This window comes from Hymenobacter sp. BT18 (assembly GCF_012273015.1).
GTDB classification, from domain to species: domain Bacteria; phylum Bacteroidota; class Bacteroidia; order Cytophagales; family Hymenobacteraceae; genus Hymenobacter; species Hymenobacter lutimineralis.
This window is the reverse complement of record NZ_CP050954.1, coordinates 2843303-2858277: the sequence shown is the minus strand read 5'-3', so window position 1 is coordinate 2858277 and position 14975 is coordinate 2843303. Positions and strand designations below refer to the sequence as shown.

At 62.0% G+C, this 14975-nt stretch carries 17 protein-coding genes; 12 read left to right on the top strand and 5 right to left on the bottom strand.

What is annotated here, in order from left to right; genetic code table 11:
• Positions 1–171: 171 nt before the first annotated feature.
• Both HER32_RS12220 and HER32_RS12215 read left to right on the top strand, forming a co-directional pair.
• Positions 172–540 (top strand): hypothetical protein, encoded by a 369-nt coding sequence (locus HER32_RS12220; protein ID WP_149069829.1) that lies wholly within the window; start codon positions 172–174, stop codon positions 538–540.
• A gap of 86 nt (positions 541–626) precedes the next feature.
• Positions 627–1367 carry a DUF6624 domain-containing protein gene (locus tag HER32_RS12215; protein ID WP_168682073.1) on the top strand — a complete coding sequence of 247 codons (741 nt, stop codon included), beginning with the start codon at positions 627–629 and terminating at the stop codon, positions 1365–1367.
• On the opposite strand, the gene HER32_RS12210 is transcribed toward HER32_RS12215, so the two are convergent.
• Positions 1357–2337 (bottom strand): GlxA family transcriptional regulator, encoded by a 981-nt coding sequence (locus tag HER32_RS12210; protein ID WP_168682072.1) that lies wholly within the window; start codon positions 2335–2337, stop codon positions 1357–1359. The genes HER32_RS12215 and HER32_RS12210 overlap by 11 nt on opposite strands.
• A gap of 185 nt (positions 2338–2522) precedes the next feature.
• Between HER32_RS12210 and HER32_RS12205 the strand changes: the two genes are divergently transcribed.
• The 3 genes from HER32_RS12205 to HER32_RS12195 are packed head-to-tail and all read left to right on the top strand — an operon-like array spanning position 2523 to position 3965.
• Positions 2523–2939: a VOC family protein gene (locus tag HER32_RS12205; protein WP_149069832.1), complete on the top strand. Its 417-nt coding sequence runs from the start codon at positions 2523–2525 to the stop codon at positions 2937–2939.
• 39 nt (positions 2940–2978) lie between these two features.
• A complete protein-coding gene (locus tag HER32_RS12200; protein ID WP_168682071.1) occupies positions 2979–3386 on the top strand; it encodes a DoxX family protein in 408 nt (135 codons plus the stop codon).
• Positions 3387–3422: 36 nt separating this feature from the next.
• On the top strand, positions 3423–3965 hold the full coding sequence (locus tag HER32_RS12195) for a dihydrofolate reductase family protein (RefSeq protein ID WP_149069834.1): 543 nt from the start codon (positions 3423–3425) through the stop codon (positions 3963–3965).
• Positions 3966–4026: 61 nt separating this feature from the next.
• On the opposite strand, the gene HER32_RS12190 is transcribed toward HER32_RS12195, so the two are convergent.
• Positions 4027–4737: a DsbA family oxidoreductase gene (locus HER32_RS12190; RefSeq protein ID WP_232066243.1), complete on the bottom strand. Its 711-nt coding sequence runs from the start codon at positions 4735–4737 to the stop codon at positions 4027–4029.
• A gap of 144 nt (positions 4738–4881) precedes the next feature.
• On the opposite strand from HER32_RS12190, the gene HER32_RS12185 reads away from it, so the two are divergent.
• Both HER32_RS12185 and HER32_RS12180 read left to right on the top strand, forming a co-directional pair.
• On the top strand, positions 4882–5436 hold the full coding sequence (locus HER32_RS12185; RefSeq protein ID WP_168682070.1) for a hypothetical protein: 555 nt from the start codon (positions 4882–4884) through the stop codon (positions 5434–5436).
• An 11-nt stretch (positions 5437–5447) separates the two neighbouring features.
• Entirely contained in the window at positions 5448–5936 is a 489-nt protein-coding gene (locus HER32_RS12180) for a YdeI/OmpD-associated family protein (RefSeq protein WP_168682069.1), read from the top strand.
• A 72-nt stretch (positions 5937–6008) separates the two neighbouring features.
• Here HER32_RS12180 and HER32_RS12175 read toward each other — a convergent pair whose 3' ends face one another.
• Positions 6009–6581 (bottom strand): fasciclin domain-containing protein, encoded by a 573-nt coding sequence (locus tag HER32_RS12175; RefSeq protein ID WP_149069837.1) that lies wholly within the window; start codon positions 6579–6581, stop codon positions 6009–6011.
• Positions 6582–6712: 131 nt separating this feature from the next.
• Here HER32_RS12175 and HER32_RS12170 point away from each other — a divergent pair, with 131 nt between their 5' ends.
• Positions 6713–7762 (top strand): ferredoxin--NADP reductase, encoded by a 1050-nt coding sequence (locus HER32_RS12170; protein WP_168682068.1) that lies wholly within the window; start codon positions 6713–6715, stop codon positions 7760–7762.
• Here the strand turns inward: HER32_RS12170 and HER32_RS12165 are convergent, their stop codons facing one another.
• Positions 7763–8158: a hypothetical protein gene (locus HER32_RS12165; protein ID WP_168682067.1), complete on the bottom strand. Its 396-nt coding sequence runs from the start codon at positions 8156–8158 to the stop codon at positions 7763–7765.
• A gap of 130 nt (positions 8159–8288) precedes the next feature.
• Between HER32_RS12165 and msrA the strand changes: the two genes are divergently transcribed.
• Complete coding sequence (msrA, locus tag HER32_RS12160) at positions 8289–8945, top strand: peptide-methionine (S)-S-oxide reductase MsrA (RefSeq protein WP_168682066.1); 657 nt, start codon at positions 8289–8291, stop codon at positions 8943–8945.
• Positions 8946–9185: 240 nt separating this feature from the next.
• The gene (locus HER32_RS12155) at positions 9186–9671 is read left to right on the top strand and encodes a hypothetical protein (RefSeq protein WP_168682065.1); all 486 of its coding nucleotides are present in this window, start codon (positions 9186–9188) and stop codon (positions 9669–9671) included.
• Between the two features lie 8 nt (positions 9672–9679).
• Here the strand turns inward: HER32_RS12155 and HER32_RS12150 are convergent, their stop codons facing one another.
• On the bottom strand, positions 9680–12577 hold the full coding sequence (locus tag HER32_RS12150; protein WP_168682064.1) for a PD40 domain-containing protein: 2898 nt from the start codon (positions 12575–12577) through the stop codon (positions 9680–9682).
• Between the two features lie 287 nt (positions 12578–12864).
• On the opposite strand from HER32_RS12150, the gene HER32_RS12145 reads away from it, so the two are divergent.
• Together HER32_RS12145 and HER32_RS12140 are read left to right on the top strand one after the other, a co-directional pair.
• Complete coding sequence (locus HER32_RS12145; RefSeq protein WP_168682063.1) at positions 12865–14031, top strand: methionine aminotransferase; 1167 nt, start codon at positions 12865–12867, stop codon at positions 14029–14031.
• 160 nt (positions 14032–14191) lie between these two features.
• Complete coding sequence (locus HER32_RS12140) at positions 14192–14974, top strand: amidohydrolase (RefSeq protein ID WP_168682062.1); 783 nt, start codon at positions 14192–14194, stop codon at positions 14972–14974.
• Position 14975: the final 1 nt, after the last annotated feature.

The window sequence follows — 14975 nt, the reverse complement described above, 5'->3', positions numbered from 1 at the left end:
GCAAACGGTGAGGAGAAGCCAGCCGGGCGCAATACTGGCAATATTTTTTGACACCTATGTTCCCCGCCCTGTCTGGCTTTCGGGCGTCCATTCGCGCAAACTCGTCCTTATCCTTTTGGCGCCTTGGGCCGTTGCTTAGGGTAGCAACTCAGCCTTCTATCCATTCTTACTATGCACCAGCCCATTTCCCGTCGCCAGCACGTAGTTGCCGACTACAGCTTTGTAGCGGCGGCAGCGGCAGCCCCAACCGCCGCCGGTTTTTCGGAGGACTCCACGGCCAGCACTTTGTCGTACGTCCTCAGCGGAACGGCCCTGGCCTCCAGCCTGCTTACCCGGGCCGAGTGGGGCTTGGTGAAGGCCATACCCTTTAAAGCCCATCTGGCCCTTGATGCGGTGAGCAGCCTCACGGCGTTGTCCGCGCCCTGGGTGTTTGGCTTTGCCCGCAATAGCCGCGCCCGCAATGCCTTTCTTGCCATGGGCGTATTTGGGCTGATAGCCACGGTGCTTTCCCGCCCTGAGGAAATGCCCGCACCGCGCTAAGGCACCCTACGGTCTCAAACCACTGCTGCCATTTTTACTTCAGCGGGCAGGTGCCAGCAGCCGGCGACGGTGCTACCTTGCCGGCTATGAAGCTAAACGGCGGTAGCCTTTCCTTACTTTTGCTGCTGGTGGCCGGCATGGGTGCCTGCCAATCCACGAAAAAGTCCACAGAAATCAACCTCACGCTGAAGCGGGAGCTGGATAGCCTGGATGTAGTGGATCAGCGGTACCGCAAGCTTCTCGTGGGTGGGCCGGGCATGGAAGTCCGGTTCGACTCGGTAGCCAGGGCGGCGGGCATTCCGCCGGAGCAAGTGGGGCCTTACCTCAGCCAGCGTATGGTGACGCAGGACTCGCTCAACATCAAGCGGGTTGGGCAGATTATCGGGCAGTACGGCTACCCTGGCAAAACTCTGGTAGGAGAGCCTACCAACGAAGTAGCCCTGCTCGTAATCCAGCACTCCACCCGCATTCCACGCTACCTGAAGCTGGTGGAGCAGGAAGCGGCCAAAGGTGAAGTGCCCTTCTACCTCTACGCCCGCATGCTCGACCGGCACCTGATGTACCAGAACCAGACCCAGCTGTATGGCACCCAGGGCTGCAGCTACGGCGTGCTCAACCCCCAAACCGGCCAGCGCGAAACGGTGTCTTTTATCTGGCCCATCGAAGATGCCGGGCGCGTGAACGAGCGGCGCAAGAAAGCGGGCTTCGACTCCACAGTGGAAGAAAATTCCCTGCGCCTGGGCATTCCCTACAAGCCCCTGACCCTGGCCGAAGCCCTGCGCATCAAGCAGGCATCCGAAGCTAGTTCCCGCCAGGCTACACCGTAGTGGCGGTCCGGCTGTACTTGGCGCGGTACTGCTTGGGCGACAGGCCCGTGATGCGCCGGAACGCCACCCGAAACGCTTTGGGGTCAGAATAGCCTACGCGGTACATTACCTCGTTTACGTTCTCCCGCGACGATTCCAGGCTACTTTTGGCGGCTTCAATCTTTACCCGCTGAATGTATTCGACCACGGAGTTGGCCGTGGCCTTCTTAAACCGGCGCTCCAGGTTGCGGCGGCCCAGGGCTACTATGTCGGCCAGCTGCTCCACCGTTAGCTTCTCCTGGTAATTATCCTCGATATAGGCCTGCACCTTCTTGATGGACTCGTCGCCGTGCTCTTTCTGCCCATTGAAAATGATGAAAGCCGACTGGCTCACGCGCTCCATATCTATCTGAAACACCTTCGCGCACAGCACGGCAATTTCCCGGCTGGCGTATTTCTCAATCAGGTACAGCACCAGATTGAGGTAAGAAAAGGCCCCGCCGCTGGAATAAATGCCTTGCTCATCGGTAATGAGTTGGTGCTCGACTAGCTCCACGGCCGGAAACATGCGCCGGAAGTCGGCCGCAGCGGCCCAGTGGGTGGTGCAGTGCCGCCCGTCGAGCAAGCCGGTAGCGGCCAGCAAGAAGGCGCCCACGCACAAGCTGGCAACCTCGGCACCTTGGGCATACTGGTTTGCAATCCAGGGAATAAACGCCTGGTTGGCTACCAGCGCCGCGGCCAGGTCTCCATCTACAGCCGGAATAATGACCAAGTCCGTGGCCGTTACCTCGCTGAGTAGGCGCGGGGTAGAAATGGTGTAGAGCCCCCCGCACACCGGCGTCTCGGGCTGAAGCCCCACGAGCTGCACGGCAAAAAGCGGCGGCTGCCCCATCCGCGCCAGCAGCGCATTCACCTCCGAAAATACCAGGCGTGGCCCCTCGATGCTTCCTAGGATAGCGCCCTGCGGCACCAGGATGGATATGTTTTTCATGGCAAAAAGCTAGGCGGAGCAGATGTCGGAATCAACCCCAAATTAGTCGGAATTGCCCCGCTGCCGGGACGCGGTTTTTGCTAATTTTGTTGGCTTTCAAAGATTAAATGTAGCCAATATTACTACATTACTTAGCAAAGCAGACGCCTAATTCTTCTTTTATTTCACCATAACCTCCTATTCCGATGAGCACGCCCCGCCTCACGCCTTACCTCACGTTCAATGGCAACTGCCGCCAGGCTATGGCCTTCTACCAGCAATGCCTGGGTGGTGAGCTGATGGTACAAACTTTTGAAGGCACGCCGGCCGCCGAGCACGTAGCACCCGAAGCCCTCCAGAATGTGATGCACTCCGCGCTGACCACGGCCGACATGGTGCTGATGGCCTCGGACTCCGGGCTGGGCCCCGTGGCCAAGGGCGACATGATTTCCTTGTCCGTCAACTGCCAGAGCCCGGAGGAAATCCAGCGCCTGTTCAGCCTCCTCTCCGCTGGTGGCACTATCACCATGCCGCTGCAGGACACGTTCTGGGGCGCCACATTCGGCATGTTTGCCGATCAGTTCGGCATCGACTGGATGCTCAACTACGACAAGCCCCAGTAGTAAAGCCAATTCTTCTCCTGTCGCGCACTTGCCTTCGCCATGAACAAGCTCAACCTACTGTACTGGATTTGCACGGGGCTGCTGGCCCTGCTGATGACCTTGTCGTCCGTGCCCAACGTGCTGAGTGCCCCCGAAGCCGTAGCCTTTTTCCAACACCTGGGGTATCCGGCCTACCTGCTGCCTTTTCTGGGCGTGGCCAAGCTGCTGGGGGTAGTGGCCATTCTGGTGCCCGGGTTTCCGCGCCTGCGGGAATGGGCCTACGCCGGCTTCGCATTCGACCTGAGTGGGGCCCTGTATTCCTTTATTGCGGTGGGCGACCCGCCCAGCATGTGGCTGCCCTTGCTGGTGGGCCTTAGCCTGGTGGCTACCTCGTATTTTTTGAACCGCCGCAAACGAAGTAAACCCGCGTCTTTGGCTGCCAATGCGCCGTTGCCCGCTTATTCCTAAAGGCCAAGCCCTATTCTAACGGTGTTTCGACGAGCTATGAGAAAAGTGGTTGTATCCGAATTTGTGTCGCTGGATGGGGTGATGGAAGACCCGATGTGGACGGCTCCGTTTTTTGGAGAGGAGCAGCAGCGCTGTAAGCTGGAGGAACTCCTGAACGCCGATACCCTGGTGCTGGGCCGCGTAACCTACGAAGCCTTTGCCGCCGCCTGGCCCAGCCTTACCGACGAGCAGGGCTTTGCCGCCCGCATGAACAGCCTGCCCAAATTTGTGGTATCCAACACGCTGCAGGAGCTTGCCTGGAACAACAGCACCCTGATTCAAGACAACATTGCCGAGGAAATTGCAGCTCTCAAGCACCAGCCCGGCGAAGACATCTTGGTCTACGGCAGCGGGCAATTAGTGCAAAGCCTGCTGCAGCAGGGCGTGATAGACGAGTTCCGGCTGATGACGTTTCCGGTGGTGCTGGGCAGCGGCAAAAAGCTGTTCCCCGAGGGCAGCATGGCCACCCTAAAGCTAGTAGACACCACCTGTTTCAGCACCGGTGCCATTGAACTGGTCTATCATCCACAACAAATGTAGCAACCCAAAAAAAGCCCCACCCGCTAGGCAGCGAGTGGGGCTTTTTACTTCAACCAGAAGCTTAGCAGGCGCCATTTTCCAGGTCGCAGGCGGCGCCCTCGGCACCGGCGAAGGGCACCGCCTGGGGCTTAGCTTCTTCCCAAACCTTCTGCAGCACTTCCTCAAACAGCTCCGCCGGCTGCGCCCCCGACACGGCATATTTGTCGTCGAATACAAAGTAGGGCACCCCGCGCACCCCAATCTGGTGCGCCTGGTACTCGTCGTGGCGGACGGCCTCAGTGAAGGCATCGGAGGCCAGCAGCTGCGTTACCTCGGCAGCAGGCAAGCCCAGCTCGGCGCCCAGCTGCGTGAGCGTGGCCGGGTCGTTCACGTCAAGGCCTTCTTCCAGGTACGCTTTAAATAGCCGCTCTTTGGCCGCATCCTGCTTGCCATGCGTGGCAGCCAGGTGCACGAGCCGGTGCGCCCGCAGGGAGTTGGCGGGAATAAGTTGGTCGAAGTCGAAAGCCAAGCCCTCCTGGGCGGCCATCTGGGTCATGTTGGCACTCATCTCGCGCGCCCAGGCCTCAGACTTACCGTATTTGGCGGCCAGGCGCACGTACTGGTTTACGCCCGGCTCGGGGTTGGCATTGGGGTCCAGCTCAAAGCTGCGCCACTGCACTTCTACTTGGTTGGCGTGCGGAAAGCGCGCCAGGGCCGTTTCCAGGCGCCGCTTGCCGATGTAGCAAAAGGGGCACATGATATCAGACCAGATTTCTACTTGTATCTTTTTCATGGGGAAGGTCGGTTTTAGGATGCTGTATAAGCCTCATGCGCAGAAAAAGGTTTCGGCCAGGTCGCCGTCCATTGCTAAGACCACGCTGGAATTATGCGTATTCTTACAGCCTGAGTTCTACGCCACTCCTTCTTCGTTTTCCCCATGAAACGCCTCTTTCTACCCGTGCTTGCCGCTGCGCTGCTGGCCGGCTGCAATCAAACCCCGCCGGCCAGCGAGCAGGCCACGACCACAGCCCCGGAGCAGCCTGCCCAGGATACGGCTACTGCCGGCACTGCCGCTCCAGCCGCTGATGAAGCACCGCAGCTGAAGACAGCTCCCGGCCCCGAACCCATTACGCTGTCGTTGCGCTTTAAGCCCGTGGCAGGGGCCCAGCCGCTCCGTACGGAAGCTTTCCTGAAGATAGCCGGCAAGGAGAGCAAGGAAATAAACCTCGGCTCGTTTGCCGGCAAACCCGATGTGGTAGATGCCGCCAAGGCCGAGCGGGCCGGCTACCCCAAGGGCTGGATTGTAGGCTTTCGCAGCTACGAGCCCGGCTCCGGCACCGGCGCCGACGTAGCCGTGCTGCCCGGCGACGACCTGAGCCACCTGCGCATTATGCAGCGACGCATTGATGAGTCGGCCACGGAGCCCTTCACGTTTCAGATTGCGCGGGAGCTGTCGTTGCCGGGTCCCAGCAAAGCTTCCGCGGCTAAATAAGCCTGGTGCGCATGGCGGCTGAAACGTCTGTTTTCGAAGCCCGGCTAGAGCACGGCGGCCCCAGCTTTATGCCTACGCAAGTGGTAGTGGTGCCGCCGCTGGTGCTGGCAGCCCTGGGCACGCCCCTGCCTCGTCGCGTGGTGGGTACGCTTAACGGCTACGCCATCCGGCGCGGGTTGCTGCCACTCACGGGTGGGGGCCGCTACCTGATGTTCAACAAGGATATGTGCCGGGAAGCAGCCGTGCAGGTAGGCCAACTGGTGACAATAACCCTGGCCCCTGACCCCGAGCCCGACCGGGTAGACGTACCGGAAGAGCTGGCCGAAGCCATGGAGGCGTGGCCGGAGGCACTAACGGGTTTTCAGCAGCTCAGTGGCAGCATGCAGCGGGCCGTTGCCCAACATATAGCCACCGCCAAGCAGCCCGAAACGCGGGCCCGGCGGGCCGTAGAAATGACCGAGCGGCTGGCCCGGGGCCGCCACCCCTTCCGCAAGCTATAACGCGACAACCGCCGCCCTACTCCGATAAGTAAGGCGGCGGTTGTTCGGTAATTGCGTTGTGCGCAGGTGGGGCTACTTCGGCAGCAGCACGTGGTCAATTACGTGGATTACGCCGTTGCTTTGGTTTACGTCGTAGGTGCTGATGCTGGCCGTGTTGCCCGACTCATCCGTCAGCACCACGTTGTGGGCGCCGTTCATCATGGCCGTGAGCGTACCGCCGCTTACCGTTTTGAGGGTTGCTTTGCCTTTGCCCGCTTTGATGGCGGCCATAATTTTGTCGGCCGTCATGTTGCCGGCTACCACGTGGTAAGTCAGCACCTTAGTGAGGGTGGCCTTGTTTTCGGGCTTCAGGAGCGTTTCTACGGTGCCGGCAGGCAGGTTTTCGAAGGCGTCGTTTACGGGAGCAAATACGGTGAAGGGGCCTTTTCCCTGCAGGGTTTCTACCAATCCGGCGGCTTTCACGGCGGCTACCAGCGTGGTGTGGTCTTTGGAATTGACGGCGTTTTCAACAATGTTTTTGTTGGGGTACATGGCCTGGCCTCCTACCTGTATGGTATTAGGCGTCATGCTGGCTTGGGCCGAAGCGGAGAACGAAACCGTGCCCAGCAGGGCTACGAAACCCAGGGAAAACAAGTGCTTTTTCATGGAGTGAGGTAGATGGAACTGTAAGATGCCCGACCTACGAAGCCTGGCTGGACAGTGGATTGCAACTGATTCGGGAAATATTTCAGATCTGCTTTATATCAGCCTACGACAACTGCCTGGCAAGCCTGCTTATGCCTACCGAAGACGCCTTATACACCACCCTGACTGTTAAGAACATCCGCGAAGAAGTACTAGGTGTAAAAAGCCTGGTCTTGGCACCAGAGGCCGGTGAGCTTGCGCCATATCAAGCCGGGCAGTTTCTTACTCTCATCTTCCGGCGGCACGGGCGCGAGGTACGCCGTTCCTACTCTATCAGCTCGGCTCCGGCGCTGGGTGAGCCGCTCACCATCACGGTAAAGCGCGTCGAAAATGGCCTTATCTCCCGCTGGCTGGTAGATGAAGCCCGGCTCGGTGACCAGTTGCTGACCAGCGGAGCCGCCGGCTTCTTCACCTTACCGCAGCCCCCGGCCGCGCTTCAGGAACTAGTACTGGTGGCGGCTGGCAGTGGCATTACTCCTGTATACGGGTTACTCAAAACTGCCCTTTACACGCAGCCTGAAGCGCGAATACTCCTGGTGTACAGCAACCGGGCCCCGGCCACTACCTTATTTCGGGAGGAGCTGCTGGCGTTGCAGCGGCAATTTTCCCAGCGGCTGCAGCTGGAGCTGCTCTACAGCGTGGATGCCAACCTGGGGCGGGCCCGCCTGCACAAACCGCTGCTGGAGGAGCTGGTCCGGCGCTTTGCTCCCAGTTCCTGGCCGACTACCCTGGCCTACGTGTGCGGACCGCTGGATTTTATGCGCATGGCCACCTATGCCCTGCACGCGCTGGGTTTGCCGCTCAGCCACATCCGGCGGGAGCTTTTCACGCCCGCTGCGGCGCCGGTAGCCCACGTCCCGCCCGATACGGACCAGCACCCGGTCACGCTGAGCTGGCGGGGACAGGAGTACGTGCTGCAGGTACAGTACCCTACCACCATCTTGCGGGCGGCCCGGCAGCAGGGCCTGCGCCTGCCCCACAGCTGCGAGGCCGGCCAGTGCGGCAACTGCGTGGCGCGCTGCACCCAGGGCACCGTGTGGATGAGCATCAATGAGGTACTGACAGACCAGGAGCTGGCCCGCGGTCTGGTGCTCACGTGCACGGGCTACCCCGTAGCCGGTCCGGTACGGCTGGAACTCTAGCTACATCTGCCGCAGCCAGGCTTCGGCCGTGTCGATGTCGTCGAAGGTAACGATGATGGGGCGGGTGGTGTGCTGCAAGGTTAGGTCGGTAGAAAGGCGGCTGTAGACGTTGGGCGAGTACACCCAGGCAAAGTATTCCAGGCCCCCGGCCGTCATGGCCGGAAACCATTCGTGGCCGCCCCATTCCGCCGCATCGGCCCACATGCTGGTAACTTCCCGGTTATCGTTGAGCACTTTGCGGCAGCGCTCCGCCCGCAGATGGTCGAGCATGAAGCCGCACCCCGTCTGCACCGTTTCCAGGTTCTGGTCCCCGTGCCAGTTGGCGTACAGCCAGTCGTTGCCGTAATCGTAGGCAATGGTGATGTAGTCGGTTTGTTGGAGCAAACGAAGAGCCATTTGGCGAAGGGAAGGACGTGTCAGGAAAGCAGGCTTGCGGCCGCGCCTAAGCGCCATTCCTCATCACAAAGCCAGCAGGTGGCCCCAATACGTCCGAACTCCTGTTGGGTTTCGTATGTTAAGCATGTATATGCAGAAGCTCCTCCTTTTCCTGCTGGCCGTGCTGGGCACAGTCAGCTGCGACGCGGCCCCTGCCGGCCAGCAAACGCCCGATGACCACCAGTTTGCCGCGCTGCCAAAGCCTCAGCCGGGCGAGGCCGTGGCCACGTTTGCCAGTGGCTGCTACTGGTGCGCCGAGCACGTTTTCGAAAGCCTGAAAGGGGTACGCACGGTTATTTCCGGGCACGCCGGCGGCACAACGGTTTCGCCCACGTACGAGCAGGTGGGCCGGGGCGGCACCGGGCACGCCGAGGCCATCCAGGTGTACTACGACCCCAAGGTCATCAGCTTTGAAACGCTGCTAAAGGTATTCTTTGTGCAGCACGACCCTACCACCCTCAACCGCCAGGGCCCCGATGCGGGGGAGGAGTACCGCTCCATTGCCTTCTACCGTACGCCCCAGGAAAAAGCACAGATTGAAGCCGAAATCAAGCGCGTGAATGCCGCCCGCCGCTACCCCAACCCAATTGTGACGCAGGTGGTACCGTTCAAGGTGTTTTATCCGGCGGAACGCTACCACCAGGACTACTTCGTGCACCACCCCGAAAACCCCTATATCCAGAACGTGTCGACGCCGCGCTACCAGCATTTTGCCAAGGAGTTTCCCCAGCTGCTGAAAGCACACTAAGCAGCTGTTCCTGTACGCATCGTTCCCCGCTACCTGGTTTTATTTCCAGCGTAGCGGGGCTTTTTGTTGCCGGCCAGCGGCATCCGCCGACAATTCCCTACTTTGCTTTTCCCTTACTTCCCTGAAAGAGTCCAAAGGATTGTCCTTGCCCCCTATGCAACCTTTGGGGCCAGTTTCAGGGTCTTACCCGTGCAGAGTCCTTCCCTACGCTAGCTTACCTATAGCCCGTTTTCCCTCCTTATGACTACGCGCCATACCTTGTTATACAGCGGATGCTCGGCTGGATTACTAGCCGCGGCCCTGGCGTATGCACTACCCAGCGCGGCACCCTCTCCGGCCTGGTCCCTGTGCGCGCTGGATGGGCGGCGCGTTTCGGCTGTGCACCTCACGGACTCATCTACTACCGGCTTTGCCTCTGCTGCTGCCTGGTCGCTCACGGCATTGCCACAGCCCCTGGCCGGTAGTGGTACGTTTACCTGCCCGCTGTCTTTCCGGGTGCGCTCCTGGGTGCACGTCATTGCCACCATGCTGCACTGCGACAATGCCACCGCCCGGTTTGAGCTGCGCTACATGAACCTGATGGGCCAGGTAACCTACTACGAAACCAGCGGCCGCTACCTCTACCTCTACGACGCCACGCACCAGCAGCCCCGTCTTGCCTTTGAGCTCCGGCCCGGCCATGCGTCCCTGGCGGCCTCGGCTACTGGCTCTTCGCATTCGCTGTAAAACGGAACTCAGAAGCCAATATCCAGCACCAAAGGCTGCACCAGCCACTCCCCGGAGCGCACATTGTAGATCGTGCGGGCTCCTACCTCAAAGGGTGTCCGCAGCCGAAGAGCGTTAAACACCACCGACACGTCGGCACCCACGGTGGCGTAGCGCTGCCACACTTCGGTGGGCTGCCCGTCCGGGGATACCGCTGCCAAAGTGCCCACGGCCCTATCGTAGAACACGCCGCCCAGCACCCGCGGCACATAGAGCCAGCGGCCCAGGGTCCAGTCGGGGTGCAGCAGGGGCAGGCGGTACTCGGCGCTGCCCGTGGCCAGCTGCCGGAAGTTGTAGTACGTCTGCCCCCGGGGGTAGAAAATAGCGGCAGTCAGCGGGAAGCTCCGGGGGTTTTGCTGCTGGTAGCCGGCGCGCACCCGCACCGAATGATGGCGCCCCAGCCCCGGCAAGTAGCTGCTTCCCTGCGCCGCCAGCTGCCAGGTAGAAAGCCCCTTGCCAAACGGCGTAGTCCGCGCCGACAAAAAGAGCGTCTGGCCCCAACGAGGCGCTACGTCCCGCTGGCTTTGCTTGAGCAGGCGGAAGTAAGAAACCGAGGAAGAAAGCAGGTGAAGCGTGTTGCGGCCTATTTCATTTAAATAGCGGTACGGCAGATCGTAACCCTGGCTTTGCTGGGCAGTGTAGTAAGCTCCGACGGTCAGGGCCTGGCGGAAACGGTTTTGGGTGAGCTGCAGCGGCAGGCGGGCCCCCAGGGTAAGGTTGGTATACTGCCACCGGTCCTGGCGCAGGCTATCCGCCTCATCATCTCTATCAATGTACAACGTGGTACGGCGCTGCCCACGCTCCAGGGTGGCATCCAGCACGGGGTACAAGCCTTGGTAGCTGATGGTAGCAAAGGCATTGCCCGTCCGCTCCGTCTGGTCATACCCTACGCCGGCTACCGACTGCAGGGTGCTCAACACATCCTGTGACCGGACGCCTACGCTCAGCCCGCTGCCCGCCGGCGACTGAATAAGCCCCCAGCCGAAGACATTGAATAAATGAGCGGCTGGCCGGTACCGTTGCGTGGGCAACGCGTTATCGAGGAGCAGCGTGTCGCCGGGCAACACGGGGCCTACTTTCTGGGCGCCGGGGTCGGTTTGTACTACAGGCTCCAGGTAGGCGGCGGGGTCGTGGCCGGCTTCGGCGGGCTGCCACTGGGCGGGCGTCAGGGGCAGCTCGGCCACCCGGCTGCCCCCGCTCCGAAACACGTGGAAGGCCAGGCGCTGCCCGTCGGGCGAAATGGCCGCGTGATAGGCGCCCACCGAATCGTGGGTGACTTGCAGGCGCTGGCGGGTGCCGGTATGCACGGCATAGATCTGGTCGGTGCCCGACTGCGGGGAGTTGTAGAAGACATAGTCGCCCCAGGGCTGGGGGTGGCTGATGTTGAGCTCCGCCGTGGGCAGCAGCTCCTGGCGCTGCCCCGTGGCCAGGTCTATTTCCTCCAGGACCTTGCCCGCGGCCTTCAGCGTCACGACCACGGCGCGACGCTGATCGGTGCTCCAGCGGGGCTGCTGGAATTGGTCGTGGCCGGGGTTGGGCAGCACCTGCACCTGCTGGCCGGTGCTGGCATCGAGTACCACCAGCTCGGTGCGGTAGGTAGCATCGGTGCGCACAGCCAGCAGCTGCCGCCCGTCGGGGGAAAGAGCAGCAGCGGTGTAGCGGCCCCGGGGCGTGAGGCGCGTTACCTGGCCGGAAGCCACATCCAGCACCTTCAGCTCCGAGTACACCCGCTGCAGCCACCGGACATCGTAGCGGTACTCGGGCCAGCACACCTTGCCCCCACCCGCCGACAGCATCTCGGGCAGGTTAACCAACCCCGGCACGTGCAGCACCTGCTCTTTGCTTCGCGGCCGGAGCAGCACTAGCTGGTCGATGTGGCCCAGGCCACTTTTCAGGGCTACCACGGTGCTGTCGTTCAGGTACTGCGGGTATTGGTACTGGGTAAATACCCGGCGCTCGGGTCGGGCAGGGTAATAGAAAGGCGCCGGCCCAGCGGGCATACGGGCCAGCTGCTGGCGCCAGGCAGAATCTACTTCGGCCAGGGTGCGCTGGTAGAGGCTTTCCACGCGCAGACCGGTGGTGCGGCGCAGGCTGTTGGAAAAGGAAAAAGGGTAGACCGGAAACTGGTAGTACCGGTTCATGACCGGGCCCCACACTTCGGGGCCGTAGCGGCGCTTGGCGTAAGACGTCAGGAAGTAGCCCAGCACGTAGTGGTTGGGCACGTTGTCGCGGTAGGAGCCCGCCACGGATTTGGCATAGGTGTAGCGGCGGCCCGCCAGCAGGTTGGCCCGCAGCTCCACATCAAACGCCGGAATACGCCCCCGGCCACTGCGCGTCAGCACGGTTTCCGTGCCCACGGCGTCGCCTTCGGTAAACCAGTCGGGCACCCCGATGGTGGTAGCGCCCAGCCCGCCGTAGCCAAACAACCAAAAAGCTACCCGCGACAAACCCTGCCGGGGCTTTTCGAACTGCACCACGTGGCGGTACTCATGCACAGCCAGCTGGTCGAGCCAGTCGAGGGTACCCGTGAGCGAAGGCGCCTGCGGGGGCGTGGTGAAAAACTCGGAGCGGCGCGGCAGGATGCTCACAAACCCGTTGCCGATAGTATTCTGCGTTTGCAGCACCACGGTTACGGGGCGGGGGCGCACACCCAGGGAGGCGCCTACCGGCTCGTATACCTGCTCCAGGCGACGGGCCGTGCGTTGGGCCCGCTGCTCGAAGCCCGCCGGATACAACACCCGGAAATGGGCCGTGCGAATTTCAAACCACCGCAACGACGGTGGGTTCTGGCTGAGAACCGGAAACTGTTGCGCGGCGGCCGGAGCCGTCAGCGCCAAACTGCCTGCCAAAGCAAGCCAAGACCACATGCGCATAGCCGCAAGGTAGTGCGTCGGGCGCATTTGTCGGCGGGTGCTGGGATAGTAGGTATGGGGCAGGCCTGCCGCAACGCACGGGCTTTGGTTCCGCAGCAGCGGGCACACCCACCGCTGCCCCGGTTCCGCACGACGAGGAAGCAAGCCGCTTACTCGCCCTGCGCAGCCGGCTCCCTCGTCGTGCGGAACCGGCTCACTCCCGGCAGGGGTTGTCCAGAAGCAGCGTGAAAGCCGGCTTCAGCGTAGATTAGTCCCCAACTCTGACTTTGCCGCCGGCCCCTATGCCTACTCCTGCTCTTGCCTCCAAGCTGCCCGACGTGGGCACCAGTATCTTTTCGGTGATGTCGCAGCTGGCCCAGGAGCATGGGGCCATCAACCTGGCCCAGGGCTTTCCCGACTACGACCCGCCCCTGGTACTGCGCGAAGCCCTAGCCCGCCACGCCACCACCCCGGGCCACCAACAGTATGCGCCCATGCCCGGTCTGCCCCGCCTGCGCGAGGCCATCAGCCACAAAACGGCGCTGGTATACGGCGTGCCCGCGCCCAACCCCAACACGGAAATTACCATCACCAGCGGCGCTACCGAGGCCTTGTATGCCGTGCTGGCGGCCGTAGTGCACCCCGGCGACGAGGTACTGGTGCTGGAGCCGGCGTATGATTTGTACGGCCCCGCCATCCGGCTGCAGGGCGGAAAGCCGGTGTACGTACCCCTGCGCGCCACCGACTTCCGCCCCGACTGGGACCTGGTGGCCGCGGCCCTTTCGCCCCGCACCCGGCTCATTATGCTCAACACCCCGCACAACCCCAGCGGTGCGGTGCTTACGGAGCAGGATTGGGACACGCTGGCCGGGCTGCTGGCGCCCACCAACACCCTGGTGCTGTCGGATGAGGTGTATGAGCACATGGTTTTCGACGGGCAGCCGCACCGCAGTGCCCTGCAACATCCGCAGCTGGCCGAGCGCAGCTTTGTACTGTCGTCGTTTGGCAAGACCTACCACGCTACGGGCTGGAAAGTGGGCTACTGCATTGCCCCCCCTGCGCTTACCGCCGAGGTGCGCCGCGTTCATCAGTTTCTCACCTTCGCCGTGAGCACGCCCGCCCAGCATGCCCTGGCCGATGTGCTGGCGGAGGCCGCCCATTTCCAGGCCCTGCCCGCTTTCTACCAGGCCAAGCGGGACCTGTTTGCGGAGCTGCTGCGGGAAACGGGCTTCGACCTGCTGCCGGTGCCGGGCGCCTATTTCCAGCTGGCCCGCTACCACCGGATTTCAGCCTTGCCCGACGTGGAGTTTGCCCGCCGCCTTACCACGGAAGTTGGCGTGGCTGTAGTGCCAGTATCGGCCTTTTACCACGACGGGCAGGATGCCGGCCTCATTCGCTTTTGCTTTGCCAAAGAAGACGAAACGCTACGCCAGGCAGCTCAGCGGCTACGCGAGGCAGCTCTTTCCTGATAAACTAGCCGGCCGGGCTTTGTTATCTTCCTTGTGCCCTGTACCTTGAAGCACCTACGCCACGCTTACACACCGTTGTCTGGCTGACCAGGGCCACCCTGCATCTTTTCTAAAGCAGGCCGCCGTACAGCTTCCGTTCTCGCTCAACCTCTCCTCTACCGTGTCGGATCTAACCGTTTCCTTTGTTCAGGCCGCGCTTCAATGGCACCAGCCGGAAGCCAACCGGGCTGAGCTTTCCCGCCTGCTAAGTCAGCTTTCCTTGTCTTCGGACTTGATTGTGCTGCCCGAAATGTTCAGCACCGGCTTCAGCATGGAAGCGGCTACGCTGGCCGAGCCGGTAGAGGGCCCCAGCCTGGCCTGGATGCGGGAGGTGGCGGCCCAGCACGATGCGGTGGTGACGGGTAGCCTGATGGTGCGGGAAGCCGACCGGTTTTACAACCGCTTGTTCTGGGTGCGCCCCGATGGCAGCTACAGCCACTACGACAAGCACCACCTGTTCACCTTCGCCCGCGAACAGCATACCTACACGCCCGGCACCACGCAGCTGGTTGAAGAGTGGCGGGGCTGGCGCATCCGGCCACTTATTTGCTACGACCTGCGCTTCCCCGTCTGGAGCCGCAACAACGCCGAGGCGCCCTACGACCTGCTGCTGTACATGGCCAACTGGCCGGCTGCCCGGCGCACGGCTTGGATGACGCTGCTGCGCGCCCGGGCCATCGAAAACCTGGCGTATACCCTGGGTGTCAACTGCGTGGGCCTCGACATCCACGGCCAGCTGTACGCCGGCGACTCGGCCCTACTGGATATGAAAGGCGAATACCTGGTAGAAGTAGGCAACCACGAAACCAGCATCACCCGCACCCTGCGCCGCAATGAGCTGGAAGCCTACCGGCGGCGCTTCCCCGCCCTGCAGGACGCCGACCGGTTTACCATTCACTCGTAGC